Source organism: Agrobacterium sp. CG160-95 (assembly GCF_053521725.1).
Map to the genome: position 1 here is coordinate 46,578 of NZ_JBNWDU010000004.1, position 25,322 is coordinate 71,899.

20 protein-coding genes are annotated in these 25,322 nt (G+C 58.8%); 8 read left to right on the forward strand and 12 right to left on the reverse strand.

Translation table 11 applies throughout. From position 1 onward, the window contains the following. Positions 1-31: 31 nt before the first annotated feature. The 4 genes from ACQZ63_RS14590 to mprF form a co-directional block, all read right to left on the reverse strand. Positions 32-2,359 carry a DUF1217 domain-containing protein gene (locus ACQZ63_RS14590; RefSeq protein WP_162763603.1) on the reverse strand — a complete coding sequence of 776 codons (2,328 nt, stop codon included), beginning with the start codon at positions 2,357-2,359 and terminating at the stop codon, positions 32-34. Between the two features lie 377 nt (positions 2,360-2,736). Continuing rightward, positions 2,737-4,062, reverse strand: coding sequence for a telomere resolvase TelA (telA, locus tag ACQZ63_RS14595; protein ID WP_113555676.1), 1,326 nt, complete (start codon positions 4,060-4,062; stop codon positions 2,737-2,739). Between the two features lie 288 nt (positions 4,063-4,350). Continuing rightward, the gene (locus tag ACQZ63_RS14600; protein ID WP_041694493.1) at positions 4,351-5,721 is read right to left on the reverse strand and encodes a virulence factor; all 1,371 of its coding nucleotides are present in this window, start codon (positions 5,719-5,721) and stop codon (positions 4,351-4,353) included. Between the two features lie 11 nt (positions 5,722-5,732). After that, entirely contained in the window at positions 5,733-8,333 is a 2,601-nt protein-coding gene (gene mprF / locus ACQZ63_RS14605; protein WP_065662125.1) for a bifunctional lysylphosphatidylglycerol flippase/synthetase MprF, read from the reverse strand. A 275-nt stretch (positions 8,334-8,608) separates the two neighbouring features. Here mprF and ACQZ63_RS14610 point away from each other — a divergent pair, with 275 nt between their 5' ends. Beyond that, a complete protein-coding gene (locus ACQZ63_RS14610) occupies positions 8,609-8,902 on the forward strand; it encodes a hypothetical protein (RefSeq protein WP_003514125.1) in 294 nt (97 codons plus the stop codon). Between the two features lie 60 nt (positions 8,903-8,962). On the opposite strand, the gene ACQZ63_RS14615 is transcribed toward ACQZ63_RS14610, so the two are convergent. Beyond that, positions 8,963-10,003 (reverse strand): dipeptidase, encoded by a 1,041-nt coding sequence (locus ACQZ63_RS14615; protein ID WP_113555685.1) that lies wholly within the window; start codon positions 10,001-10,003, stop codon positions 8,963-8,965. 235 nt (positions 10,004-10,238) lie between these two features. Here ACQZ63_RS14615 and ACQZ63_RS14620 point away from each other — a divergent pair, with 235 nt between their 5' ends. From ACQZ63_RS14620 to ACQZ63_RS14650, 7 genes are all read left to right on the forward strand, one after another. Then, on the forward strand, positions 10,239-11,834 hold the full coding sequence (locus tag ACQZ63_RS14620; protein ID WP_003514121.1) for an ABC transporter substrate-binding protein: 1,596 nt from the start codon (positions 10,239-10,241) through the stop codon (positions 11,832-11,834). Positions 11,835-11,836: 2 nt separating this feature from the next. Beyond that, the gene (locus ACQZ63_RS14625; RefSeq protein WP_003514118.1) at positions 11,837-12,850 is read left to right on the forward strand and encodes an ABC transporter permease; all 1,014 of its coding nucleotides are present in this window, start codon (positions 11,837-11,839) and stop codon (positions 12,848-12,850) included. Then, positions 12,847-13,749: a nickel transporter permease gene (gene nikC, locus ACQZ63_RS14630; protein ID WP_003514116.1), complete on the forward strand. Its 903-nt coding sequence runs from the start codon at positions 12,847-12,849 to the stop codon at positions 13,747-13,749. Before ACQZ63_RS14625 ends, nikC begins: the two co-directional genes overlap by 4 nt. Before the next feature lie 3 nt (positions 13,750-13,752). Next, positions 13,753-14,583, forward strand: a complete 831-nt coding sequence (locus ACQZ63_RS14635; protein ID WP_003503986.1) for an ABC transporter ATP-binding protein — start codon at positions 13,753-13,755, stop codon at positions 14,581-14,583. Further along, entirely contained in the window at positions 14,580-15,320 is a 741-nt protein-coding gene (locus ACQZ63_RS14640; RefSeq protein WP_003514115.1) for an ABC transporter ATP-binding protein, read from the forward strand. The genes ACQZ63_RS14635 and ACQZ63_RS14640 overlap by 4 nt, the downstream gene beginning before the upstream one ends. Before the next feature lie 116 nt (positions 15,321-15,436). Next, on the forward strand, positions 15,437-16,948 hold the full coding sequence (locus ACQZ63_RS14645) for a serine hydrolase domain-containing protein (protein ID WP_113555677.1): 1,512 nt from the start codon (positions 15,437-15,439) through the stop codon (positions 16,946-16,948). An 88-nt stretch (positions 16,949-17,036) separates the two neighbouring features. Then, complete coding sequence (locus ACQZ63_RS14650; RefSeq protein WP_113555678.1) at positions 17,037-17,933, forward strand: LysR substrate-binding domain-containing protein; 897 nt, start codon at positions 17,037-17,039, stop codon at positions 17,931-17,933. Between the two features lie 6 nt (positions 17,934-17,939). Here the strand turns inward: ACQZ63_RS14650 and ACQZ63_RS14655 are convergent, their stop codons facing one another. The 7 genes from ACQZ63_RS14655 to ACQZ63_RS14685 all read right to left on the reverse strand — a co-directional run bounded on the left by ACQZ63_RS14655 (position 17,940) and on the right by ACQZ63_RS14685 (position 25,243). After that, complete coding sequence (locus ACQZ63_RS14655; RefSeq protein WP_111783464.1) at positions 17,940-18,806, reverse strand: D-amino-acid transaminase; 867 nt, start codon at positions 18,804-18,806, stop codon at positions 17,940-17,942. A 20-nt stretch (positions 18,807-18,826) separates the two neighbouring features. Further along, positions 18,827-19,885 carry a P1 family peptidase gene (locus tag ACQZ63_RS14660; protein ID WP_113555679.1) on the reverse strand — a complete coding sequence of 353 codons (1,059 nt, stop codon included), beginning with the start codon at positions 19,883-19,885 and terminating at the stop codon, positions 18,827-18,829. A 143-nt stretch (positions 19,886-20,028) separates the two neighbouring features. Beyond that, positions 20,029-20,997 (reverse strand): sugar kinase, encoded by a 969-nt coding sequence (locus ACQZ63_RS14665; protein ID WP_448799307.1) that lies wholly within the window; start codon positions 20,995-20,997, stop codon positions 20,029-20,031. A gap of 49 nt (positions 20,998-21,046) precedes the next feature. Continuing rightward, entirely contained in the window at positions 21,047-22,105 is a 1,059-nt protein-coding gene (locus tag ACQZ63_RS14670) for an ABC transporter ATP-binding protein (protein WP_013636780.1), read from the reverse strand. Positions 22,106-22,137: 32 nt separating this feature from the next. Beyond that, on the reverse strand, positions 22,138-22,974 hold the full coding sequence (locus tag ACQZ63_RS14675; protein ID WP_003504003.1) for a carbohydrate ABC transporter permease: 837 nt from the start codon (positions 22,972-22,974) through the stop codon (positions 22,138-22,140). Then, positions 22,974-23,912, reverse strand: coding sequence for a carbohydrate ABC transporter permease (locus ACQZ63_RS14680; RefSeq protein ID WP_111790586.1), 939 nt, complete (start codon positions 23,910-23,912; stop codon positions 22,974-22,976). The genes ACQZ63_RS14675 and ACQZ63_RS14680 overlap by 1 nt, the downstream gene beginning before the upstream one ends. Continuing rightward, complete coding sequence (locus ACQZ63_RS14685) at positions 23,912-25,243, reverse strand: ABC transporter substrate-binding protein (protein WP_003514099.1); 1,332 nt, start codon at positions 25,241-25,243, stop codon at positions 23,912-23,914. Before ACQZ63_RS14685 ends, ACQZ63_RS14680 begins: the two co-directional genes overlap by 1 nt. Positions 25,244-25,322: the final 79 nt, after the last annotated feature.

A 25,322-nucleotide genomic window follows, 5' to 3' on the forward strand; every position in this document is an offset into this window, starting at 1 on the left:
GCAAAACCTGCGGCCAGCACTTATGGATGGTCTAACCTCTGCGGCGGCTGCGGAGTTGCCCCAACGTCGCGAGTGTATTGCCGCTGATGGACGTGCTGCCGCTGCCGAATAGAGCGAGACGCGGATCCGACGTTGCGTTGTTCGCTTCGAATGTCAGCAAAAAGCGATTGACCAGTTTTTCGACCTTCTTGGGGTCCTGCAGGTCCTTTATCTTCAACTTCTTCTCGATCATCTTTGCCTGCGCATCCACCTTGGAGTTTGCGGTTTCTGCGGGAATTCCAAGGGCGGTGCGGGTGAACTCCGCAAGCGCATTATCGGCGAGTATGTCATAGGGATTGGAAATGCTGGCAGCCATGCGCTTGAAATAGAGCGCAAGGCGAACGCCGGAATTTTCTTCGCCGACCCGCTGTTCCAGCGTCTGCCGAACATATTTGTCGCGTGTTTCCATGAGGCTGCGGGTGTTCTGCACGCTCTGGCCGGCTTTCGCGACGATATTCCCCTTGGCGTCGAAATTGAAGGAGCCGGCAAGTGCGCGGAAGCGGGCATCCTTTTCGGTATTGGCGAAACTTTTGGGGTCCTTGAGGTCGGACTTGAAGATTTTCTTGAGGTAGTCGGTGGTGACCGTTTTGGGGTCGATACGCTGCGCAATCAGCATGAAATCGAGAAGGCGGCGGTCGGAGAGCAATTGATCGACGGTTTCAATCGTTTCCATTTTCTGGCGATAGTAGGTGACCTCCTTTTCGCCTTTCTCCCTGACCTTTTTGTCCTTGTCCCAACGGGTAACTTCCTTCAGATAATTTCGTGATATTCGGGTGATCTCGTTTTCCGACTGGGCGAGCCGGGGTGAGCCGATCTTGCCCTCGGCATCAAAGTTGAAAGCCTTGGCCAGCCGCACGAAACGCTCGTCTTTCAAAGTGTAAACGTAACTTTTCGGGTCTGACAGATCGCTGGTAAATACCCGTTTCAGCGTGAAGGACGAGGCTTCTTCAGCGGTAATATCGAAGGCCTTCAGGGCGAAGTTTCGAATGATGACCGCGCCCTGCGCGTTCGACAGAAAATCCTCGAGATTTTTCGTCAGGCCGATATAGCGCTGGTAGTTCTTGATTGCCTTTTCGTCCGCTGCTTCGTCCTTGTCATCGTAACGGCTGAAGTAGAGGTTCATCATGGTGTTGAGCTGTTCGGCGGTCTGCGCGACCTTGCCGGTCTTGATCTTGCCATCCGCACCGAAATTGAAGGCGCGTGCCAGATCGACAAGACCTTTGTCCTTCTCCTTGTGGATAGGGCCTTGCGGATCATTCGGATCCTGCAAGACGGCCCAGCCGATTTTCTTGTCCGTCTCATCATTGTCCGTCAGATTGAAGCTGACGATGAGCATCGTTCTCAGGCGCGCAAACTGCGTCATCTGGCTGGCCTCGGTGATGGTTTTCATCTTGTCCGCGAAATACTCGCGGTTGAGAACAGCTCCGGCCTGCGTCAGGCGGGGATTTGAAAGAACGTAGGTTTCGTTAATCAGTCGCCTCTGCGCAGCCGTCTGCGCCGGCATGCCGTCATCTACGCGGCCGTCGTCCCGGAAATTAAACGCGGCCGCCATCTCGAACAGTTTGTTGGCATCGTTGATACGCTTGTTATATTGGCTGATCAGGTAGTCGATCTTTGCGAGCGCCGGTTTGTCGGTGGACGCGACGCCTGCACGTTCTATGCGCAGATCGGCCGCCTTTGCCTTCCACTCCGGGATCAATGACTTGTAGGTCTTGTTGATGTAGCTATCGGCATTGCTGATATCGCTCGTCAGAACGTTTTTGACGTGCTTGTAGCTGACGGTCTTGGGGTCGATGCCGAAGGATTTGAAGATATAATCCCGAAGCCGCGTGTTCTTGAAGATATCGTCGACATGCCCGACCTTCTCGATGGCAATGTTGTAAAAACGGGTCTCTTCCTTTAATTCGGCGCCTTCCTGTTCGATCGTAGCGTGATAGGTGGCAATCAACCGGTCCTGCTGGGATTTTGTCTGAACCGATTTTTCCGCTTTGATCGTGCCGAAATCGAAAGAGGCAGCGAAGTCGCGGTATCGCGTATCCTTCAGTTTGTTGGCAAAGCTGTTCGGATCGTTGAGATTGCTTTCCAGCACCTTCTTCATGAAGGCGGTGGCATAGATCATTTCCTCCAGTCCATGTGCCTTCATGGCGTAGGAATAGAGCCGGAAGTCCTTCAGGAACGCGTCGAGGTTTTTGACCTTGCCGATATTATCCGCATAATATTTGGCGTCGCGCGATACGACGGGGTCGTTCGCGACGCGTTTCAGCGACAATTCCATATCACGATTGTAAAGAGCGTAAGTCGTATATGCGGGCAGCACCATGTGTCTCCGAAAAAACTATGGCAAAATCTGTGCGTGAACCAGTTATGAAGTGGATAATTGCAGTATAATCTTGCGTGTAGCTGTATAATTAAAAGTAATATTTAGAGTAAATATTTTGTATTATTAAATTAGTTGAGATTTATATTGATTGTTTGGTGCGTGGCTGCGTTCAGATCGCGTGCAGGCAGAAGCGGCCCCAAGCGCCAACGCCAACACCACGCCGGCAGACAAAGGGGAAAGACTTGGCAAAAGCTGAGGGCGGCACATTTGTCCGGGCTGTTGGGACAGACATGCGAAAATACCGCTGGCAGCGTGTTCAGCGCTATCCTGAGGCAAGGCCGGATTAGAGGCTTTTTCTAGGGCAGTTCCGGGTACCGCTACGGGTTCTTGCGGGAGACGGGGGCGATGGTCGCCATCTGCAACAATGTGCGCTCATTCGTGCGTTTGGCTCGCGCCAATGCATCGTCGCGGTCTTCCGGCAGCGTGTAGGTCATGTAGGACAGCGAGGTTTCGAGGTCGTTATTGTTGTGTCCGAGGATGGCCGCGAAATAGCTGTTCTTGGTGACATGGGGCGGCGCGAAATTGTGATACGCCACCTCCGCATAAAGGTGCCGCAAGCCATAGGGCTTGGGCAGTTCTTCCTTCGGCCAGAGATCCTCGAACAGATTAAAAACCGTGTCCCGAAGCAGCAGGCGGGTTTCCGATGAAAAATCGTCGATCGACATGCCGTGCCACAGTTTTCCCTGCCCGCTTTCGCGCAGGCGCTGGTAGGCGGACAGGATGGTTGCGGAGCGTGCAAGGACCGGGATCTCGTAGGTAATCCCGAATTTCGTTCCTTCGCCCTGCTTCGTCTTGGCCTGGCCGTTAAACAGGATGCTCCATTTGGAAACGCCCTTGCCATAGGGAGCGGGTGAAAACTCGGCCTGCGTAAAGACCTCGTAGGGGCGTCGCCCCGTCATGCCGATCAGGCCGATGCCGATCATCAGCGGATCGTTGGACTGGAGGCAATCGGTGCAAATCTTCAGAACCTGCCGGTAATTTTCGAACGTGATCAGCGCACCATGCTTATTGGCGATCTTCTCCATCTTGACCCGGCGCGCATCGTCGTACATCGCTGCATCGCCGGTGGCGATCTTCAGCATCGGATGGTCGTCACCGAAGGCTTCGCGGATGGCGTTACGATATTTGGTGATGTAGGAAATGATCGTCGTCTGGGCGCGGCCCTTCATGACGGCGATTTCGGCGTCCCACAAGGCCTGCATCTCTTCTTTCGAGCCCAGGCCGTTCATCGCTGCAATAAAATCCGCGATCCGCAAAAGCACTGTCGGCTTGCGGCCGGCGGTGTTGAACTCCGCCCGTTCGATCTTTTCGACAATGGAGGTCGCCACGCCGGTTTTCGGATAGTCGGCCCGCTCTATATAGGTCTTCAGCCGCTCCCGCAGCTTTTTCATGTTGCAGATGGCAAGCGGGGTGCTCTTAGCTCCAAATTCGGCCTTCAGGGCATAGCGATATTTCATGATGTAAAGTTCGAGCGTCTTTTCCGTGCGGCCATTGTCGAAATGGTAGCGGACCTCTGCGTCCCAAAGATCGCGGATTTTTTTGTTTCGCAACGTCTCGCTGCTTTTCATCGCCTCCCTGACCCGACCGACGAACTGGTCGATGCGTTCCACGAGAACTGGAGTTTTGGTCTTTCGTGCGAGCATGCGGCGGCCCCTGAACCGGTCGGGAAATATAAAATCTATGATTGGTAATCAACAGAAGCATGGTTGCGGAAATGCCATGGATATCCGCCGCCAGCAAATTTCTTTTGAATAATAGTTTAATCGATTCCGCAAGTATGGCCGTGATGCGTGGAACCTTCAAGGAAGGTTTGCGAGCCGAGATCGGCAAGTCGGGGAGCCGGCATCCTGCCGGCGGCGCTTCGGGTGATTGAATTCTGATGGAAGTATGGGCTTCGGGAATTCTCCCGAAGCCGCAGAGGTTGCGACAGCCTATTTCGGTAGCCGGGTTTTCAGGGAGGTCACGATGCGCTTGGCAAGCCCCTCATAGTCCTCATCGAAATGGTGGCCACCTTCGATGCCGACCGTCTCCACGCCCTTTGCCTTCAGGCCGGGGCAGGGGTCTTCATCCTCTTCCTCCGTGCCATAGACGCATTGCACCAGCTTCGGATCGATCTTGACGATGTCATCGATGGTCTTGCCGCCCTTGCCTTCGCCGGCAACGCCGAGCCAGCCCTGGACGGAAATCTCGAAATCGACTTCGGTCGAAAGTCCAAGCAGCGTCAGCTGCACGACATGCGATTTCGCGCGTTCGGGCAGGAGATTATAGGTGGCGGGAATGATATCGGCGCCAAAGGAATAGCCGATCAGCACGACGTTCCGAACCTTCCATTCCTTGCGGTAGGTGTCGATGATGCGTGCAAGGTCATTGGCCACTTCCTGCGGTTGTTTTTCTTTCCAGAAGTAACGCAGGGCATCGACGCCGATCACAGGTATCCCCTGCTTTTGCAGCGCGCCGCCGACTTCCTCGTCCAGATCGCGCCAGCCGCCGTCACCGGAATAGATCACCGCCATGGTGTCCATCGCCGGGCTTGTTTCGAGAACCGTGATCGGCAGGCCTAGCGGGCTGCTGGTATCGCCCGCCGCATCGACCTTGTCGGACAGGGTCTGAGACAAAATCTCATCCGCCTTGCCTGTCACATCAGTCACTTCGATATCGGGATGAAGCTTCACCAGGGCGTTAACGTGGTCGCGGCCCTTCTGATCCGCATCGGGCGTGAACAGAACGCTGACAGGAGCTGGCAGCGGGCCATCGGTCAGGCCATAAACCGTTTCACCGTCCACCTTGTCCTTGGTGGCGGGGGTGCAGAGTATCTTCTCAAGCGGCAGGCCAGCCTTGGGGTCAACCGCGATGGCTTCCTGAACGGTGGAGACCGGGCTTTGCGCGATCATGGCGAGCGCCAGCGTTCCGCCCTTGCCGATGCCGGTGAGGATAGGCTGGCGATAGCTGGCCGTCCCGGCGGTGCGCTGGATCTGCTGCGACAGCGACTCGATGTCCGAGATCATATAGATACACTCGTCATCATCGGCCTCGAGTGCCTTCAGATATTCCTTGAAATCGATGCCGACCACCGCGGCACCCTTTTCCACTAGTGCTTTGGCGCGTTCTTCGTCGGTGCTGGTCCATCCGTCCGCATCGGAAATCAGGAAGACGCTGGCGAGAATTTCACCATCCGGCACCATGATGTGCTCGGCGGGAATCATACCGGTGTCATAGGCTGGCTTGTCCTGCGAAAAGGCGGCGCTGGAAGCAAACAACGGGGAGAGGAACAGGGCGGAAGCGGCAAGGGCTGCCTTCAGCATGCTGTATTTTCTCATTTTCCGATCACTCCTCTGACACCGCCACTGATCAGAACCGTCGCGTCCATCAGCGCCAGAGCGGCGTCTGCGCCATTTTGTACGGCGAGGTAACGCGGTTCCCATTTCGGGTGGAACTTCGTCTTGAACGCACGAAGGCCCTTAAAGTTGTAGAAACGTTCGCCATGTTCGAAAAGCGTGCTGCCAATGCGGTCCCAGACCGGTGCCGCATCGCGCTTCGACATGCCGGACATGGGTGCCATGCCGAGATTGAAGCTTTCATATCCCGCCTCGCGCAGGTGCTGCATGATGCTGACGAAGAGGAAATCCATCGAGCCGCGCGGTGCATCCGGTGAAAAGCGCATGAGATCGACGGTGGCTTCCTTTTTGGTGTCCGTCACCATCAGATTGGCGAAGGCGGTGATCTTGCCATCCTTGCGCAGCACGGCGACGGGCTGGGAGAGAATGTAGTTGGGCTCGAACGCACCGAGAGAAAATCGCTTTTCCCTTGTATTGTGGTGGGTGAGCCAGCCATCCGAGACCTGCTTGAGATCATCCAGAATATCGGCAACATGCGATTGCTCGACAACTTCGAAGGTCAGCCCGTCGCGGGCGCCGCGGCTCAGTGACTGGCGAAGAGTCGCGAGCTTGCCGCCCTTCAATTCGAATGCGGTAAGATCGACCAGCGCCAGTTCGCCAAGCTTGAAGGCACGCAGGCCCGCATCGGCGCAATGGGACAGGAGGAAGGGCGAAATCTGGTAGAAGGCGGCGCGCGCACCCGCCGAACGGGCGGATTCCACGAATTGCCAGACCAGATCGGGAAAATCCTCCTCGTTGCCGACGGGGTCGGCGAAGGCTATCCATGATCGGCCCTGAATGCCGTACATGATGAAGGCGCTGCCGCTTTCCGAGAACATCACATGCTTGTCGCCCATGCGCACCAGATTGGCATCGGCCGAATCCTGCTGCATGACGATGTCGGTTGCACGTTCAACGTCTTCCGGCTGGATGGAGTCCGGCTTGAAGGTGACCGGCCGCATCAGGCTGAAAATTGCAATGGTCGAGGAAGCGAGCACCAGGCCGAGAAGGGCGCGCAGACCGCGCGGTGCTTCCTCGGAGAACTCGAATTCCCACCACAATGTGTGGCTGTAATCGGTGTCGCGGTAGACGAACAGAAGGATCGTTGCCGCGCCGGCGATAATGACGGCCATAGCGGCGAGCCAGCTTGGTCCCAGCGCCTGTTTGACCAGCGAGGCATGACGGTTGAAGCTGCGCATATTGAGGGCGAGCGCCGCGATGAAGATGCCGAGGAAGATTGCCTCGAAAACGGCGATCGCCTTCACTAGCGACAGGATGAGCGCCAGCGATGCGGCGACAAGGGCAATCCACCACGCCCCATCCAGCCGCTGCCCGAGGCCGCGGGAGGCGACAACGAGGCCAAGGCCGAGAATGCTCGTCAGAAAGTGCGCCGCCTCGATGATCGGCAGTGGCACGAAATTCGACAGGAAATCCAGATTGCTGCCGGGCGTCGGCGTCACGCTCGAAAAGATCAGCATGGTGCCGAGAATGATCGCGAAGGTGGAGAGCAGCGGTGGCGCCAGCCGCACGGCAAGCTGGCTGATATCGGAGACCACCGGCTTGGCCGCGAACTGCTTCATTTCGGAAACGATCATCACCAGAATGGCAACAACCAGCGGCAGGACGTGATAGATGACGCGATAAAGAACGAGGCTTCCGAGCAGCTGATCGACGCTGATCGCGTTGCCGAGCCCGGCTACCATGACCGTTTCGAACACACCGAGACCGGCGGGAACGTGGCTGAGAACGCCAAGGCCAACGGCGGTGGCATAGATCGCGAAGAATGTCGGCCAGCCGAGATGCGTCTCGGGCAGGAGCACGTAAAGCACGGAGGCGGAGGCGGCGATATCAAAGGCGGAGACGAGGAACTGGCGCGAGGAGGTGCGGCTGTCGGGAAGGCGCAGTCGCCATTTGCCGAGCCGGATCGCCTTGCCGTTGCGGCCGATATAGGCGGTGGTAACGAGAACGGCAATGACGGCGAGCGCTCCGCCCCTTAGAACAGTCGGGTCGAGACCGATGATGGCGGCGATGCGTGGTGCGACGATGAAGGTCGAAAGGGCGCTGACAGACAAAAGCCCCAGCCCGAAGGACAGCGTGACGAAGGCGATGACACGGGCGATGTCACCCGGCGAAAGTCCCAGCCTGGAATAGGCGCGAAAGCGTATTGCGCCGCCGCTCAAGGGGCCAAATCCAGCAGTGTTGCCGATGGCGTAAGCGGCAAAAGCGGTGGCCGCCATGGACGGGAAGCGCACCTTTTTGCCGACATATTCGATCGCGTTGGCGTCATAGAAAATCAGCGACAGGAAGCTCAGCGCCGTAAAGACCATTGCAAGAAGAATGGCCGGAAGCGAAGTGTCCAGAAGGGCTGCGATCACATCATCGTACCGCACTTCGGATGTGAGGCGGTAAATCGCAAACGTCATCATCACGAAGATGAGCGTAATGGCGATGGCCGTCAGATAGGGCCGGTTTCTGGCAAAGAAGCTTTCAACCGGGGATTCGGTAATATCGGTCTGTATAATTTCGCTCTTGTCTGCCATTTGCTTTTTCCAGCGCCAGTCCCTTGGTTGGCGAACCACAGGATTGTGTCGCTAATTCGTTTCGGTTGAGGAAATTTGCTTAGCAGAAATGCGTGACGTGTCGATGTGAAGTTTGGCGACAAACCAACGAGATTTTCGCCGTTAAAATGAAAAATGCAACCAAAAAGAGCGATGTTCAAATTTTAGATCAAAAACTCCGTGAATTAAACGTTCCGATTGCTTGGAGGCGATGTTTGATGTGATTAAACGCTTCTTTCAATTGAAGGAAATGCAAAATGAACATGCCTACAAGAATAGTAATTTCGCTGATCGCAGCCCTTTTGGTGGGCGGCGGCTACATGGCTTATGACAAGATGCGTGGCGCCGAATGGGTTGTCTCGCCGCAGCAGATCGCTGATGCGAAGGCCGGCGGGCAGGCCGGATATGAATCGCGTCCGGGAACAGTGACCGTTTTGCCGATCCGTAGCGAGACGGCGGATGTACTGCCGATCAAATGGGCCATTGCTGGTCTGGTCGCAGGCCTGCTGGCGTTTCGGTCCACGGGCAAAAAGAAAGCGGCAAAGGCCTGAGGCCTGCCGCTTCATGTCTCCGGCACGGAAGTCCGGGGAGAATGCCAAAGTCGGGGCGCGTTACGCGCCCCACGTTTTCTCCAGCACGCGTACCCAGTTGCCATGGCAGATCTTGGCGAGTGCGTCGTCGTCATAACCGCCGTTGCGCAGGGCTGTGACCAGCAATTGCAGATCGGCCGCATCCTTCATGGCTGCTGGAATGGTGGTGCCGTCGAAATCCGAGCCGAGTGCGACGTGATCGATGCCGATGCGGTTGACGATATAGTCGACATGGCGGACCAGTTCGCCAAGGTCGGTAGCCGGGTTCTTCACGCCGTCCTGGCGCAGGAACAGAACGCCGAAATTGATGCCGGCAAGACCGCCTGTGTCGCGGATAGCGTCCAGCTGGCGGTCCGTCAGGTTGCGGCTGTGGTTGCACAGCGCATAGGTGTTGGAATGGGACGCCACCAGTGGTGCGTCCGAAATCTTCGCGATGTCCCAGAAACCCTGCTCGTTCATGTGCGACAGGTCGACCATGATCTTCAGTTCGTTGCAGGTCTTTACCAGCCGTTTTCCGGCATCGGTGAGGCCGGGGCCGATATCCGGTGTCGACGGGAAGCGGAAGGGAACGCCGTAGGCGAAGATGTTCGGGCGGCTCCAGACCGGGCCGAGCGTGCGAAGGCCAGCCTCGTGGAGAACATGCAGCGCATCCAGATCGGCGCCGATCGCTTCTGCGCCCTCGATATGGAAGACGGAGGCAAAGGCGCCCTCTGCCATCGCGCTGCGGATCTCGGCGGCCGTGCGGCAGACTTTCAGCGCACCGCCTGATTGTTTCTCGGCGCGGAACAGCAGGGCCGCCATGCCAAGCGTCGCCTTCAGCGCGTCCGCTTCAGCCGGTGTCGTGAAGTCGCCGTTCGCGTCCTTCTCCATGCTGGGCGAGGGGACGTAGATGGCGCAGAGGCCACCGGCCAACCCGCCCTTCCTGGCGCGCGGCAGGTCGATGTGGCCGACCGTATCACCCTCGATGAGAAGCGTTTCGGGAGAGGTATTGCCCGATCGCCATAACCGCAGAAGCACGTCGTTGTGGCCGTCGAAGACGGGTACGGTTTTTTCATCGGTCATGGTCATTCACCTTTGGATACGGGCGGGGCGCGGTCGCGCGGTCGTCAGACTTTTGAGAATTGGTAGAGGAAAGGTCAAGGTCGGAGCAAATGCAATCCGTGCATAGGCTCTGCCAAATTTGGAATTGGTCGCGCCTCGTTTGCTCGTGGTAATCGCGGGAAAACATAAAAAAAATGACTGGATTGGGGCGAACCCATACCGTTTCCGAAAAATAAGGTCCGAAAGGGGATTTTCGATGATTTCAAGACGCAACCTGCTGATTGCCGGCGCTGCCGTACCGTTCCTGTCCTATGCGCACATTCCGGCATTTGCTGCGACGCCCAAGGATATTCTGGTGGTCGCGCAGCAGCTGGACAACATGACGAGCCTTGATCCGCATGAGGGTTTCGAAGCCGTCGGCGGTGAAATCATGTCCAACATGTACCAGAAGCTGGTGCGGGCGAACCGTGAAGATTCCACCAAGGTCGATCCGGTCATCGCGAAGTCCTGGGAAGCCGATGCGGAAAGCAAGGTTTTCACCTTTGTGATCGGTGACGATGCGACCTTCTCGAGCGGTGCGAAAGTGACCGCGGAAGACGTGGCCTTTTCTCTGCAGCGTGCCATCAAGATGAACAAGAGCCCGGCCTTCATCATCGGCCAGTTCGGCTTCACGCCTGACAATGCCGAAACGACCATCGTTGCCGCCGACGAAAAGACGGTGAAGCTGACGACGGCAAAGCCGACCGCAATCTCGTTCCTGCTCTATTGCCTCTCCGCCAATATCGGCGCGATCGTTGAAAAGAAGGCCGTGCTGGCAAATGCCTCGGGCGAAGACCTCGGCAATGGCTGGCTGCAGAAAAACAGCGCCGGTTCCGGCGATTTCATGTTGCAGGCCTGGAAGCCGAGCGAGAGCGTAGCGCTCACCGTCAACCCGAATGGCCCCTACAAGGGTAACATCAAGCGCGTCATCCTGCGCCATGTCACCGATCCGTCTTCCCAGCTTCTGATGTTGCAGAAGGGCGATATCGACATTGCCCGCGACCTGACCTCGGAACAGCTGCGTACCGTCCAGAACGACGCCAACATCGAGTTGCAGCGCAAGAGTATCGCCTCGCTGGTGCTGATCTCGCTCAATCAGGGCAATGAGAACCTTGCCAAGCCACAGGTCTGGCAGGCCATCAAATGGGCGCTGGACTACAAGGGCATGCAGGAAAACATCGTGCCGCTGACGCACAAGGTTCACCAGAGCTTCGAGCCGGAAGGTTTCCCCGGCGCCGTTAACGACACGCCGTACCAGCGCGATGTCGAAAAGGCCAAGGCGCTGATGGCGGAAGCCGGTCTTGCCGACGGTTTCGAAATCACCATGGATCACTATTCCGCCCAGCCTTACCCGGATCTGGCGCAGGCTATCCAGGCAAATCTTGCCGATATCGGCATCAAGGTGCGTCTGCAATCTGCCGAGAACCGTCAGGTTCTGACCAAGATGCGTGGCCGCGAACACCAGATGGCGCTTTCCGCCTGGGGCACGGATTACTTCGATCCGCATTCCAATGCCGATGTCTTCAACATCAACAAGGACAATGGCGACGACGCCAAGTCCAAGCCCTTCCTGTGGCGTTCGCGCTTCAAGAACGACGACTTTGCCGCGAAGGCAGAAGCCGCCCGTGACGAGAAGGACCCGGCAAAGCGCATCGAGCTTTATGAAGCGCTGCAGCGCGAGCACATGGAAAACAGCCCCTTCGTCTTCATGTTCCAGACGACGAAGACGGCCGCGTTCCGCAAGGGCGTTTCCGGCTTTGAACTCGGCGTTCTCTCCGAGGGCAATTCCTACCACGATGCTAAGAAAGCGTAACATTGAACAAGCGCGTTAAAAGCATATCGTCGACACTGAGCAGCGTCATTCTGACGCTGTTCGGGTTGATGGTCATCACCTTCCTGATCGGGCGCGTCATGCCTGTCGATCCTGTCATCGCGGCAGTTGGCGACAACGCGCCTGAAGACGTCATTGTGCGGGTTCGGGCCGAAATGGGCTTGGACCAGCCACTGGTCGTTCAGTTTTTCCACTATGTGTCGCAGGTGCTGCACGGTGATTTCGGCAATTCCATCCTGACCCGCAACCCGGTTTGGATCGATATCAAGCGCGTTTTCCCCGCCACCTTCGAGCTTGCTACGGCAGCACTCATTCTCGCTGCGCTGATCGGCATTCCGCTCGGCGTATGGGCCGCCGTGAAGCAGGGTAAGTTGACGGACCAGATCATCCGCGTCGTCTGCCTTGCCGGCCATTCCGTGCCTGTCTTCATGCTGGCGCTGATTTCGCTGCTGGTATTTTACGCCACGCTTGGCGTCGCACCCGGACCGGGCAGGCAGGACATCATCTATGACGGCATGATCTCGCCGGTCACGGGCCTGATGACGGTCGATACGCTGCTTGCCGGCGACTGGGACGCGTTTTACGACGCCATCGCCCATATGGTGCAGCCCGTCTGCATCCTTGCCTATTTCAGCATGGCCTATATCACCCGCATGACACGCGCCTTCATGATCGATGCGCTGAAGGGCGAATATGTCATTACCGCCCGTGCCAAGGGGCTTTCGGCAATGACCGTTATCTGGGGGCACGCCTTCCCGACGGTTGCCGTACAGCTCGTCACGGTTCTCGCACTCACCTATGCCGGCCTTCTGGAAGGTGCCGTGGTGACGGAAACCGTCTTCAGCTGGCCGGGCCTTGGCCAATATCTCACCGTCTCGCTCATGAACGCGGACATGAACCCTGTCGTCGGAGCGACCCTGTTGATCGGCCTGATCTATGTCGGCCTCAACCTGCTCGCAGACGTACTTTACCGAGTAATGGATCCCCGCGTTCGATGATGTTAGCAACTTTCAGAAACTGGGCTCTGGATGAGACGCCGCATTCCCGCAGGCAGGCTGCCTGGGGAAACCGGTACCGCATCTGGCTGAACCTCAAGTCCAATCCGCTGGCGGTGGTCGGTCTCACGATCATCATCGTCTTCATTGCGCTGTCGCTGCTGGCGCCGTTCATCGCGCCTTACGATCCGGCCGCGCAGAACCTCGGCAACCGCCTTGCCTTCCCGAGTGCCGAGCACTGGTTCGGCACGGATGAGCTGGGTCGCGACATTCTTTCCCGCATTCTTTATGGCGGTCGCGTCACGCTCGGCATGGTCATCGCCGTCGTCGTTCTCGTTGCGCCGATCGGTCTCGCCATCGGCTGCATTGCCGGTTATTTCGGCGGTATCGTCGATACGGTGTTGATGCGGGTGACCGATGTGTTCCTGGCCTTCCCGCGCCTCATCCTGGCGCTTGCCTTCGTCGCGGCGCTGAAGCCTGGCGTCGAAAGCGCCATTCTCGCCATCGCGCTCACCGCCTGGCCGCCCTATGCGCGTCTCGCTCGCGCCGAAACAATGACGGTTCGCGGCAGCGATTTCGTTGCGGCCTACCGGCTGACAGGCGCTTCCGCCTGGCGCATCATCGCCCGTCACATCGCGCCGCTCTGCGTGCCGAGCCTCATCGTGCGCATCACGCTCGACATGAGCTCGATCATCATCACCGCCGCAAGCCTCGGCTTCCTCGGCATGGGCGCGCAGCCGCCTTCGCCGGAATGGGGTGCGATGATTGCGACGGCCAAGCGCTTCATCTTCGAACAATGGTGGGTCGCCACCATTCCGGGCATCGCCATCTTCCTCGTCTCGCTCGCCTTCAACTTCCTTGGCGATGGTCTGCGCGACGTGCTCGACCCGAAGGGACATTGAGCCATGCTGGTCGAAATCGAAAATCTGAAGATCGCGTTCCAGACCCGCACCAGCCGCTTCGAGGCGGTGCGCGGTGTTTCCATGAAGCTCGGGACAGAAAAGCTCGGCATCGTCGGTGAATCCGGTTCGGGCAAGAGCCTCACGGCGCGCGCGCTGATGAAGCTTCTGCCCTCCAATGCCGATATCAGGGCCGACAAGCTCTCCTTTGACGGTATCGACGTGCTTTCCGCCAGTGAAAAGCAGATGCGCCAGATCCGGGGAAAACGGGCAGGTTTCATCCTTCAGGATCCGAAATATTCGCTGAACCCGGTCAAGACCATGGGTGCACAGATCGCGGAAGCCTGGCGCGCCCACAAGGGCGGCAGCAAGCGTGCGGCCATGGAGGCGGCAATCGCTCTGCTCGATCAGGTGAAGATCCGCAATCCGCGCCAGGTCGCTTCGTCCTATGCTCACGAGGTTTCCGGCGGCATGGGCCAGCGTGTCATGATCGCCATGATGCTGGCGCCTGATCCAGAGCTTCTGATCGCCGACGAACCGACGAGTGCTCTCGATGCCACGGTGCAGGCGGAAATCCTGCGGCTGATCGAGGAGCTGGTATCGGAACGCGGCATGGGTCTCATCCTCATCAGCCACGACCTACCGCTTGTCTCGCATTTCTGCGACCGCGTGGCTGTCATGTATTCCGGCCGGGTGATGGAGGAACTGAAGGCTTCCGAACTCCTGAAAGCCCAGCATCCTTACACGCAGGGTCTCTTGAACTGCATTCCCTCGCTGACGCATCCGCGCGAGCGTCTTCCCGTTCTCAACCGTGATGCAGCGTGGTCCAGCCTATGATCGACGTCGAAAATCTCCGTATCAAGTTCGGCGACCGTGAAGTGGTGAAGGGCGTGTCCTTTTCGGTCGAAAAGGGCGGCAGCTTCGGCATCGTTGGCGAAAGCGGCTCGGGCAAGTCCACCATCCTGCGCGCCATGGCCGGCCTTAATGAAAGCTGGGAAGGCCGCATCGCCTTTGCCGGCAAGGATGCGCCGCTGAAGCGCACGCCGGAATTCTTCCGGCAGGTGCAGATGGTGTTTCAGGACCCCTATGGTTCGCTGCATCCGCGCCAGACCATCGACCGCATTCTCAGCGAATTGCCGTTGGTGCACGGCATGGACAATATCGAAAAACGCATCCAGCAGGCGCTATCGGATGTGGCCCTGCCGCAGGCAGTGCGCTTCCGTTACCCGCACCAGCTCTCCGGCGGTCAGCGTCAGCGCGTGGCGATTGCGCGTGCGTTGATTGCCGATCCGCAGGTTCTGCTGCTCGATGAGCCGACTTCGGCGCTCGATGTTTCAGTGCAGGCGGAAATCCTGAACCTGTTGCAGGATCTGCGGGCGGCGCGCAACCTCACCTATATCCTCGTCAGCCACAATCTGGCTGTTATCGCGCATCTGTGCCCACAGGTGGGCGTGATGCTGAATGGTGAAATGGTCGAGCAGCTGAATGCAGGCGATCTACGCGAAGGCCGCACAAAACACCCGCATACAGAAGAGTTGCGCAGCCTGAGTATCCGGCTGGAAGAGCCGGCTTGAGCCCCCGTCGCACATAGATCGAGCGGTTGCTGCTCGCTTCTTCTTCCCACCGGGGAGAAGGTCGCGGCAGCGGTATGAGGCTTCCCACAAGACCCACGAAGACACGAGACCGAACAATGTCACAGCAATTCGACTGGAACGCCGCTTCGACGCTTGCCGAGAGTTTCGTCTCGCAATGGGCCGGCAACGAGCCAGGCGGAGCGGTGATCGGTTTTGATCTAGATGGCATCCGTTTTGCCCATTCCGGCGGTGTCGAAAGCCTTTCGACCTTTGCGCCGTTCACGCCAAAAAGCGTGGTGCGTTACGCTTCCGTCACCAAACATGCCTTCTGTGCCATGGTGCTTGCCCATTCCGATCTGATCGGGCTTGACGATCCGCTCGGAAAGCATCTGCCGGAGCTGCAATCGCCACTCCGCGACGTCACTGTCGGGCAGGCGCTGGATATGAGCGGCGGGTTGCCGGACACGCGCGAATGCCTCTCGCTGCTTGGTCTTTCCGTCTACACCGAAACGAAGGCCGGCCCGCTTCTAGACTATCTGTCGCGGCTGACCCGGCTGAACTTTCCGGCCGGCAGCGAGGTTTCCTATTCGAATACCGGTTATCGTCTGGTCGAGGCGGCGCTGGAGCGCCATGGCTTCCGTTTTGACGATTTCGTGCAGACGCAAATTGCCGGTCCGTTCGGTGTTTTCCTGAAGGCGCCGGACGTCTGGAACGATCCGGTGGACGGATTGGTGCCGGGTTACTGGAAGGCTGAGAGCAACTGGCAACTTTCGGCGGCGGGCCTGCATATTTCTGCTTCCGGCAGTCTTGCCGGCAGTGCCGAAGCGCTGACCCGCTGGCTGCAGGGGCTGATGCGGGGAGAGGGCAGCTTTGCCAGCGTTCTGGACGGGCTTTCCACCGAGCGGCGGCTCGCCGATGGACGGATGAGCGAATATGGTCTCGGCCTGCGCTGGTCACATCTCGGCGACAGACGTTTCGTCGGTCATGGCGGTTCGCATCCCGGCTACAAGACGTATTTCCTTCTCGATCCGGAAAACGGCACGGGTTTCGTCGTGGTATCGAACCGCGAGGATACCAACGGCTTCAAGATTGCGCTGGAAAGCATGGCGGCCCTGACCGGTCTGCCTTTACCCAAACCCGCCGACAGCCTGCCGGAAGGCCTCTATGTCACCGAAAGCGGACCGTGGTGGCTGGAGATCAAGGGCAGTACCTCGACCTTCATCGATGGCGACGACACGCTTTATGAAGATGCCGATGGCTGGGTGTCATCGCGCTCCGCATCCTCTCCGATGCTTCTGAGGCTCGAGGGCGACGCGATCGTCGGCGAGGCAGGTCACGCCGCTCGTCGGTTCCTGCCGGTTGGCGACCATGCGGTGCCCGATGAGCTTTCCGGAACTTGGCGCTCTACCGAAGGGGCGGAATTTACGATTTCCGGTTCGTCGCTGACCATGGGCATCGGTCCCACGCGCCGCTCCATGCCTTTGACGGCGCTCGGCAATGGTCGCTTCCTCTTCACGCTCTCGGACGGGCCGTGGACGAAGCGCATCTGCCTAAATCAATTGAGCGACAGCCGGATAGAGCTTGTGGCGAGCCGGGCGCGAATGATCGAATATTCAAGAAGCCTTTAAGAGGGTTTCAATCAGCTGCTATTGCTCCTAATAAAGACCCTTGTTCCAGCTAAAGGCCGGTTCAACATCTTTGTGGGAGAACAGGCCCTTGGAAGTCAAATGGCTCGAGGATTTCCTGGCGCTGGCCGGAACGCTCAATTTTTCGAAGGCGGCGGAAGAGCGGCATGTGACGCAATCCGCTTTCAGCCGAAGGATCAAGCAGCTGGAAGCCTGGGTGGGCGCGACGCTGGTCGATCGCGCTTCCTATCCCTCACGGCTGACCGAGGCCGGGGTGAAGTTCGTTCCGGTGGCGCAGGAAACCCTGAAGCAGCTTTACCACGCCCGTCGCACCCTGTTGCAGGAAGACGGCGAGGATGCCAGAACAGTGCGGCTGACGGCGCTGCACACGCTGTCTTTCACCTTCTTCCCGGACTGGCTGAAACAGGTGAACGAGAAGGCGGGACCGCTGTTTTCGGTTCTGCGGCCTGATTCCGGCAGCATGGAGGAGAACCTCAATTCGCTGGTGGACGGGCAGAGCGATTTCCTTCTGACCTACGCCCACCCCGAAGTGCCGATGCTGCTCGATGCGCAGACCTTCGAATTCCGCGTGCTTGGCGCGGAAAACATCATTCCCGTTTCCGCCCCCGCAGAGGACGGCGCACCGCTGCACAGCCTGACGGAAAGCGCGAAAAAACCCTTTGCCTATCTGGATTACGAAAAAGCATCGTTCTTCGGGCCGCTGTTGCGCGATCTCCTGAGTGCGCGCCTGCCGAAATTCGAGCGGGTGCATGAGGGCAGCATGTCGGTGGGGCTGAAAGCCATGGCGATGGCGGGATGGGGTGTTGCCTGGGTGCCGGAAAGCCTGATGCGGCACGAGCTGGATAGCGGCGCGCTGGTGCGTGCCGCCGATCACTGTTTCGATATTGCCGTGGATATCCGGCTTTATCGTTCCAAGGAGAACCGCCGTCCCGTTGTCGAGCGCATATGGGCGGTTCTCGAAGATTGATCCTGGTCAGATCGCGGTGCGGTGGGCGTTTTCGAGATAGAGCGCGCGCAGGCGTTTCACCATCGCGCCTGGTTTGCCATCACCCACCGGCTTGCCGTCGATCTTCGTCACCGAAACCACGAAGTTGGAGGCGCTGGTCAGGCAGGCTTCGTCTGCGTTCATCGCTTCTTCCAGCGTGAAAGGCCGTTCTTCCAGCGTGAAACCGGCCTCCTTGGCCAGTTGCAGGGCGGCAAGGCGGGTGCAGCCGGGCAGGGTCTTGTTGCTGTTGCCGCGGGTGATGATCTTCCTGTCGCCGGTGATGATATAGGCGGTGGAGGATGCGCCTTCGGTGACGAAACCATCCTCGATCATCCACGCCTCATCGCAGCCTTCAGCCTTGGCGATGCGTTTTGCCATGACCTGCGGCAGCAGGCAGACGGTCTTGATATCACGGCGCGCCCAGCGCTGGTCGGGAACGGATTTGACCGCAATACCGGTCTCTTCCACGGCGGTGCCGACGAGTTTTTTGGCCTGCGTGAACATCACCAGCGTCGGCTTCAAATCGGCGGAAAACAGGAAGTTGCGGTCTTCCGCGCCGCGCGTCAGTTGCAGGTAGATCATGCCTTCGACAAGGTTGTTGTCGGCAATCAGGCGACGTTCGGCCTCGACGATTTCCTTTGTTGTGACCGGCAGCGGTACGTCGATTTCGCGGGCGCTGCGTTCCAGCCGCGCCATGTGCAGGTCGCTGTCGATCAGCTTGCCTTCGAGAACGGAGGTGACTTCATAAATGCCGTCGCCGAACAGGAAGCCGCGGTCGAAGATGGAAAGGCGGGCTTCCGCCTCGGGCAGGAATTCGCCGTTGAGGTAAACGATGCGACCGGGTTGGCTAGTCATGAAAACTCCGTCTGGAAAAGTCAGGCTGAAAGAAGGGTTTTAAGGGTATCGATGCAAATGGCCTCAACCGTTGCGGCCTTGCCGGTTCCAGCGTTGAAGCCTGATGTTGTTGTTGCCGCGCAGAGCGAATTGAGGATCGCCTCCTCGGTTGCCTCTATTGCGGCTTCGAAGAGCGGCGAGATCGCATCGTTGGAGAGCTCAGGATAGTCTGTAACTGCCTTACGGCGTGCGGGTGTTTTGCGAAGCCGCTCGTTGGTCGAAAATGCCAGCGCGTAATCGCCGGAACCATTGCTCAGTGCCGCACCGGTGCGCGAGAGGCCGCCGAAGCTCCTAGCGGCCAAGCGCTTCAAATTGCGCGACGACAGCGGCGCATCGGTTGCGATGATGATGACAATCGAGCCGTCCTTGTCCTTGTGCTCCGGGCTCACATAGGGTTTGCCGCAGACGAGAAGATGGCCGCCATAATTGGACTGCACGAGAACGCCGAGCGTATAGGCCTCCCCCGCGACGGTGACGATGCGGGATGCGGTTCCGATGCCGCCCTTCATGCCGAAAGCCACCGTGCCGGTTCCGGCTCCAACGCCGCCCTCGGCCACCGGGCCTGTGGCAGCGTTTTTCAGCGCGGTGGAGATTTCCTCGATGGTCGGGCGACCGGCGCGGATGTCGTTGAGGCGGGAATCGTTGGTCTCTCCGACGACCGCATTGATCGACACCACTTTTTCGTTACCCGGCTGCGCCAGTGTGTGGCGGTTGATCGTCTCGATTGCCCGGCCGGTTGCGAGCGTATTGGTAAGGATAACAGGGGTTTCGAGTTCGCCCAGTTCCTCGATCTGGGTCGAGCCGGCAAATTTGCCAAAGCCGTTATAGACCGCAAAACCCGCAGGCACCTTGTCCTGAAAAAGATTGCCGCCATGCGGCAGGATCGCGGTTGCGCCGGTGCGGATCGTGTCGCCTTCGATGACGGTCGAATGGCCGATCGTCACGCCTTCGACATCGGTGATGGCATTGAGCGGGCCGGTCTCGAAATGGCCGGGCGGCAAGCCGATATCGCGCAGTCTCGGGCGGGTCGTCTGATGCATCGGGCGATCACTTTTGCGGAATGCAGGCTCAAGGTGGAACAAGCGCGGCTTGCGAAAAGCTTTGCTCTGACTTGACGTTAGCCTAGTTCGCCGGGAAACGGCATCGCAAAAATGGAATAGTTTTATGCGGGCAATGGATGCGCTCAGAAGGCGCGTAGCGCCGGTCCCCGTTCACGCTCCCGCTCCAGCCATTGCCGCATGGCTTCCTCGGTCTCTTCGCGTGTGGGCGCCCCGATGCGACCACCGAAGACGGTGCATTTCAGTGCAGCCGCAACGGAGGAGAGCCGGATGGCCGCGCGGCTTTCCATGCCTTCGGCTATCGCCAGCGCAAAGGTGCCGTGGAAAATGTCGCCTGCCGCCAGCGTATCCACCGCCTTGACCTGCATCGTTTCCTGAAAATGGACAGTGGGATCGCCAGCTTCCGTCCACCAGCAGCCTGCCGGTCCGGCGGTGACGGCGATGAAGGTTTGCGTGTAGCGGGCGTGCAGCACCGGCAGCATGTCCTCTACCGTCTCAAGCCCCGTCAGCCGGGCGGCGGCGGGTTCGGAAAAAACGATGTGGGTTGCGGCGGGTGCGAGCTTTTCGAGGGTTTCGACCGGCGCGACGTCGCCGTCGAGAATGGCGTGTTTGCCGAGCGTGCGTGCCACATCAAGAACATCGCGCGCCAGTTCCGGCCAGCGCACATCCACCAGCACGGCGTCGTAAGCGGCGAGGTCCGCTGGTGTGCAGGAGCGCTTTTTCTCATGCAGCCTGTGATCATAAAAAGGCACGATCAGCCGCTCGCCGCGATCATCGATAATGATCGTGGAGAGTGCGGAGCGTGCGCCGGCGGCGACTGTCATACCTGTGGTGTCGATACCGCTTTCGGCGAGATCGCGCAGGATACGGGTGCCGGTCTCGTCGTCGCCCACCGCACCCCAAAGGCTGGCGCGCCCGCCCATGCGGTGCACCGCATAGGCTGCGCTGGATGCCATGCCCTCGGCGATCTGCAACATTTCGTAGGGCAGGACCTTGCCTTCGCCCTTTGGCATGTCATGGACGCGAAACAGGGTGTCGAGCACGGCTGCACCCACGCACAGCACATGTTTGCGGCTCTCGTGTTGGCTGTCCATGCCCGTCACCCTATGTCTTTGTCTTACGCAATTTTACTCGGCATGCGCCTTAGATGCGCTTGCCGGTTGCCTTGTCGAAAAGGTGAACCATTTCCGGGTCGATGGCGATATGGATCGTATCGCCGAACCTCACGTCCAGCCGCTCGCGGAACAGGCAGGCGATCTCGTCGCCCTTGCAGTTCAGCTTGGCATAGATTTCCGAACCGGTGCCTTCGACCAGTTCGACCCGGCCTTCGATACCGCCGCTTGCTGCACGGATATGTTCCGGGCGCACGCCGTAGACGAGGTCGCGACCGCCCAGTGCGGCAATGTCGCTGTTGGCGGGCAGGGGAAGGCTTAAGCCCTTCACGGTGCGGAACACGCCTTCTTCGACGCGTCCACGAATGAAGTTCATCGCAGGCGAACCGATGAAACCGGCAACGAAGAGGTTGGCCGGGCGGTCGTAAAGCTCGAGCGGCGCGCCGATCTGCTCGATCACGCCGTCATGCAGCACCACGATCTTGTCGGCCATGGTCATGGCTTCCACCTGGTCGTGGGTGACGTAGATGGTGGTGGTGCCGATGCGCTGATGCATGGCCTTGATCTCGCCGCGCATCTGCACGCGCAGCTTGGCGTCGAGGTTAGACAGTGGTTCGTCAAACAGGAAGACCTGCGGATCGCGCACCAGCGCGCGTCCCATGGCCACACGCTGGCGCTGGCCGCCGGAAAGCTGGCGCGGATAACGGTCCAGCAGCTTGTCCAGCCCCAGAATGGCGGCGGCCTTGTCGACCTTGGCCTTGGTTTCGTCGGCGCTCACCTTCTTCAGCTTCAGCGCGAAGCCCATATTATCCTTCACCGTCATGTGCGGATAAAGGGCGTAGTTCTGGAAGACCATGGCGATGTCGCGGTCACGGGCGGGCAGGTTGCTCACCTCACGCGCGCCGATGTGGATTTCGCCGTCGCTGACTTCCTCAAGCCCCGCAATCATGCGCAGCAGGGTGGATTTGCCGCAGCCGGAAGGGCCGACCAGCACGACGAATTCGCCATCCTTGATATCGATATCGATGCCATGGATGATGTTGACCGCGCCGAAGCGCTTCTGGACGTTTAGAATATTGACCGGTGCCATGTTTTTGGTTCCCGTATTTTTAATTGGTTGATTCAGCCGCCCTTGACGGCGCCGGCGGTCAGGCCCGCCACGATCTGTTTCTGCGCGAACATGGTGAGCAGCAGCACCGGCAGCGTCACGATCAGCGCGGCTGCGGCAAGCGGTCCCCAGCTCACCTGTTCGAAGGACAGCATGTTGTAGACCGCCACCGGCAGGGTGCGCGTTTCACGGCTGGCCAGCACGATGCCGAAGACGAAGTTATTCCACGAGAAGATGACCGCCAGAATGAAGGAGACGACGATGCCGGGCTTGGCAATCGGCAACGCCACCAGCCGGAACACCTGCCAGGAGGATGCGCCATCGATGCTTGCCGCTTCTTCCAGTTCCTTCGGCGTGGTTTCGAAATAACCGATCATGATCCAGACCACGATCGGAACCGTCACCACGAGATGGATGATGATCTGCGGCCAGAGCGTGCCGAGCAGGTTCAGCCATTGGAACAGCAGGAATAGCGGAATGAGGAAGGAGAGGCCGGGCGTCATGCGGGCGATCATGATGACGACAGCCGACTTTTCCGCCTTCAGCCGGGCGATGCCGTAACCGGCAGGCACGCCGATCACCAGCGCCAGAATGGTGGCCGCACCGGTGACGAGCACCGAATTCCAGAAATAGAGGAAGAAATTATTCTCCTCGAACACCTTCACATAGTTCGACCATGCGAAACGCTCGGGGATGAGGATCGGCGGATAGGCGCCGTTGTCGATTTCATATTTCAGCGATAGCGAAATCATCCAGATGAAGAACAGGATGACAGGCGAAATCATCACCAGCGCCACGAAAAACAGGCCGATGCGGTCGAGGTTTTTACGTTTGAGCAATTGGCGAGCCATCAGCGATCCTCCATCTCGTTCCATTGCGCACGCTGGCGCACCATCAAAAGTACAAAGGACAGCGCTACGATGATGATGAAGAAGACGACGGCCATGGCCGAGCCGTAACCGATGTCGTAGTAGGAAAACGCCGTGTTGTAGAGGTAGATGTTGATGGTTTCCGAGGCCGTGCCAGGGCCGCCCTGCGTCATCGCGTAGATGATGTCGAAGCTTTTGACGGCATCGATGGAACGGATGATGACGGCGATCATCAGGAACGGCGCGATCATCGGCATGGTCAGGTAACGAAACTTCTGCCAAGCGTTGGCACCGTCGATTTCGGCGCTCTCATAGGGTTCGCGGGGTACTGCAGCCAGTCCGCCGAGCACGATCAGCATGACGAGCGGCGTCCACTGCCAGGTTTCCACCAGCACCAGCGAGGGGATGACGGTGGACTGGTTGTAGATCCATTCCAGCGGTCCGATATGGATGAAGGACAAGAGATAGTTCAGAACGCCGAGCTGCGGGTGGAACATCATGGTCCAGACGAGCGCGATGGCGACCGGGGTCGCCATCATCGGCATCACGAACACGCCGCGCAGAAAACCGCGCAGCGGAAACTGCGCATCGAAAACCAGCGCCGCCAATGTTCCCAGAAACAGCGGAGCGACGACCGACAGCACGGTATAGATGAGGGTGTGCCAGAGCGATTCCCAGAACCTCACGTCGCTTGCGAGCCTTATATAGTTATCGAAACCGATAAAGCTCTGCTCCTGTCCGAGCGTCCAGCGATGCACGCTCATCCACAGGGTGAAGACCCACGGAAAAACGATCACCGCCGAGATGACGACAAGTGCCGGTATGACGAAAGGCCAGTAGTTGGGAGCAAGCCTTGCGGGCCTGCTCCTTTCTTTCCGGCTGACGCTTGTTTTGGTGTTTTCGATGCTCACGGAGGCCATTATCCCTCGCTACGCGCCAGAACGGGTGCGAACTGTTCCGTCGCTTTTTTCAGCTCAGCTGCCGGGTCGGCGCCGCCGATCATGTTGGTGAGGCCGACGCCGTAGATGTCGCGGAATTCCGTGACCGGAATGATGACCGGCAGGGCAAGCTGCGAGACCTTGCCGGAACCGACGACCGCATCCAGCCAGGCGGCCGGCATCTTCACGCCCTCACGCACCTTCTGGTCTTCGAGGATGGACTGGCGGAACGGAACGCCTGCACCCGCCTGCAACAGGCGCGCGCCCATGTCGTGCGAAATCGCCCATTGGCAGAAGAGGTAGGCCGCTTCCTTCTTGCTGCTGGCTTCGACGACACCGAGGCCATCGCCGAAGGTGCCGGCCGCCTGTACTGCCGGGCCCTTCGGCATGACACCGTAACCGACCTTGCCGACAACGCGGGATTTTTCCGGGTTTTCGATCGGCGGTGCAAAACCGACGCCATCGAACCACATGCCGATCTTGCCCTGAAGGAAGGCAGACTGCGCTTCGGCCCAGTTGAAGCCGGAAACGCCGGGAGGGGCGGCTTTGGTCATCAAGCGTTGATAGAGTTTCGCTGCCTCGACCGCTTCCTTGGATTCGGTGTCGACCTTTCCGTCCGCGCCGATCGGCTTTGCGCCGTAACCCAGCATCAACGAAGTCCAGACCGGGGTGTTGGCATTTTTCAGGCCGCGGGCGACGAAACCGTAGGTGTTGGTTGCGGGATCGGTGATCTTTTCCGCTGCCGTCACCAGTTCCTCGAAGGTCTCAGGGTATTTCAGGCCCTTGGCTTCGAAGAGTTCCTTGTTCCAGTAGACGATCCAGTAATCCACCGAGAATGGCAGCGAGCGCAGCACGCCGTCGCTATCCTTGGCAAACAGCATGCCGGCTTCGGCGAAATCCTTTTCGACAAGGGACGGATCGGTCAGCGACGGGTCCTTCAGGAAGCCGCTTATATCGGCCAGCCACTTGCCCTTTTCGAACTGTCGCTTCTGCACGTGGTAGCTCAGATGCACAACGTCGAAGCTTGGCTTGCCGGAGGAAAGCTCGATTACCACCTTCTGGCGCTGCTGCTGTTCAGGCGTTGCTTCGGCATTGACCTTGATGCCGGTCAGTTCCTCGAATTCGCCCAGATATTTGATCAGCGTTTCGCTGCGCGGGCTTTTGACCAGGTTGACTTCAAGCGTGGTGCCGGCGTGTTTTTTCCAGTTCACCGCCGCCGATGCGGGGCGGATGCCGAGCACCGCGCTGCCACCGATCGCTGCCGTGCCTGCCAGAAAGGCGCGACGCGTGGGGTTGAGCAATGAATGCGTCATATCAGTTCTCCTCCAGTTAGCCGGAAATTCTCCTCACCTCCGGCTTGTTGCTTATTTTCATGCAATTCCGGCAGGACCT

Bases quoted from the DNA above. Each gene is read 5' to 3' on its own strand.
- ACQZ63_RS14590 (WP_162763603.1), bottom strand. From the start codon at position 2,359: ATGGTGCTGCCCGCATATACGACTTACGCTCTTTACAATCGTGATATG.
- telA (WP_113555676.1), bottom strand. From the start codon at position 4,062: ATGCTCGCACGAAAGACCAAAACTCCAGTTCTCGTGGAACGCATCGAC.
- ACQZ63_RS14600 (WP_041694493.1), bottom strand. From the start codon at position 5,721: ATGCTGAAGGCAGCCCTTGCCGCTTCCGCCCTGTTCCTCTCCCCGTTG.
- mprF (WP_065662125.1), bottom strand. From the start codon at position 8,333: ATGGCAGACAAGAGCGAAATTATACAGACCGATATTACCGAATCCCCG.
- ACQZ63_RS14610 (WP_003514125.1), top strand. From the start codon at position 8,609: ATGAACATGCCTACAAGAATAGTAATTTCGCTGATCGCAGCCCTTTTG.
- ACQZ63_RS14615 (WP_113555685.1), bottom strand. From the start codon at position 10,003: ATGACCGATGAAAAAACCGTACCCGTCTTCGACGGCCACAACGACGTG.
- ACQZ63_RS14620 (WP_003514121.1), top strand. From the start codon at position 10,239: ATGATTTCAAGACGCAACCTGCTGATTGCCGGCGCTGCCGTACCGTTC.
- nikC (WP_003514116.1), top strand. From the start codon at position 12,847: ATGATGTTAGCAACTTTCAGAAACTGGGCTCTGGATGAGACGCCGCAT.
- ACQZ63_RS14635 (WP_003503986.1), top strand. From the start codon at position 13,753: ATGCTGGTCGAAATCGAAAATCTGAAGATCGCGTTCCAGACCCGCACC.
- ACQZ63_RS14640 (WP_003514115.1), top strand. From the start codon at position 14,580: ATGATCGACGTCGAAAATCTCCGTATCAAGTTCGGCGACCGTGAAGTG.
- ACQZ63_RS14645 (WP_113555677.1), top strand. From the start codon at position 15,437: ATGTCACAGCAATTCGACTGGAACGCCGCTTCGACGCTTGCCGAGAGT.
- ACQZ63_RS14655 (WP_111783464.1), bottom strand. From the start codon at position 18,806: ATGACTAGCCAACCCGGTCGCATCGTTTACCTCAACGGCGAATTCCTG.
- ACQZ63_RS14660 (WP_113555679.1), bottom strand. From the start codon at position 19,885: ATGCATCAGACGACCCGCCCGAGACTGCGCGATATCGGCTTGCCGCCC.
- ACQZ63_RS14665 (WP_448799307.1), bottom strand. From the start codon at position 20,997: ATGGACAGCCAACACGAGAGCCGCAAACATGTGCTGTGCGTGGGTGCA.
- ACQZ63_RS14670 (WP_013636780.1), bottom strand. From the start codon at position 22,105: ATGGCACCGGTCAATATTCTAAACGTCCAGAAGCGCTTCGGCGCGGTC.
- ACQZ63_RS14675 (WP_003504003.1), bottom strand. From the start codon at position 22,974: ATGGCTCGCCAATTGCTCAAACGTAAAAACCTCGACCGCATCGGCCTG.
- ACQZ63_RS14680 (WP_111790586.1), bottom strand. From the start codon at position 23,912: ATGGCCTCCGTGAGCATCGAAAACACCAAAACAAGCGTCAGCCGGAAA.
- ACQZ63_RS14685 (WP_003514099.1), bottom strand. From the start codon at position 25,243: ATGACGCATTCATTGCTCAACCCCACGCGTCGCGCCTTTCTGGCAGGC.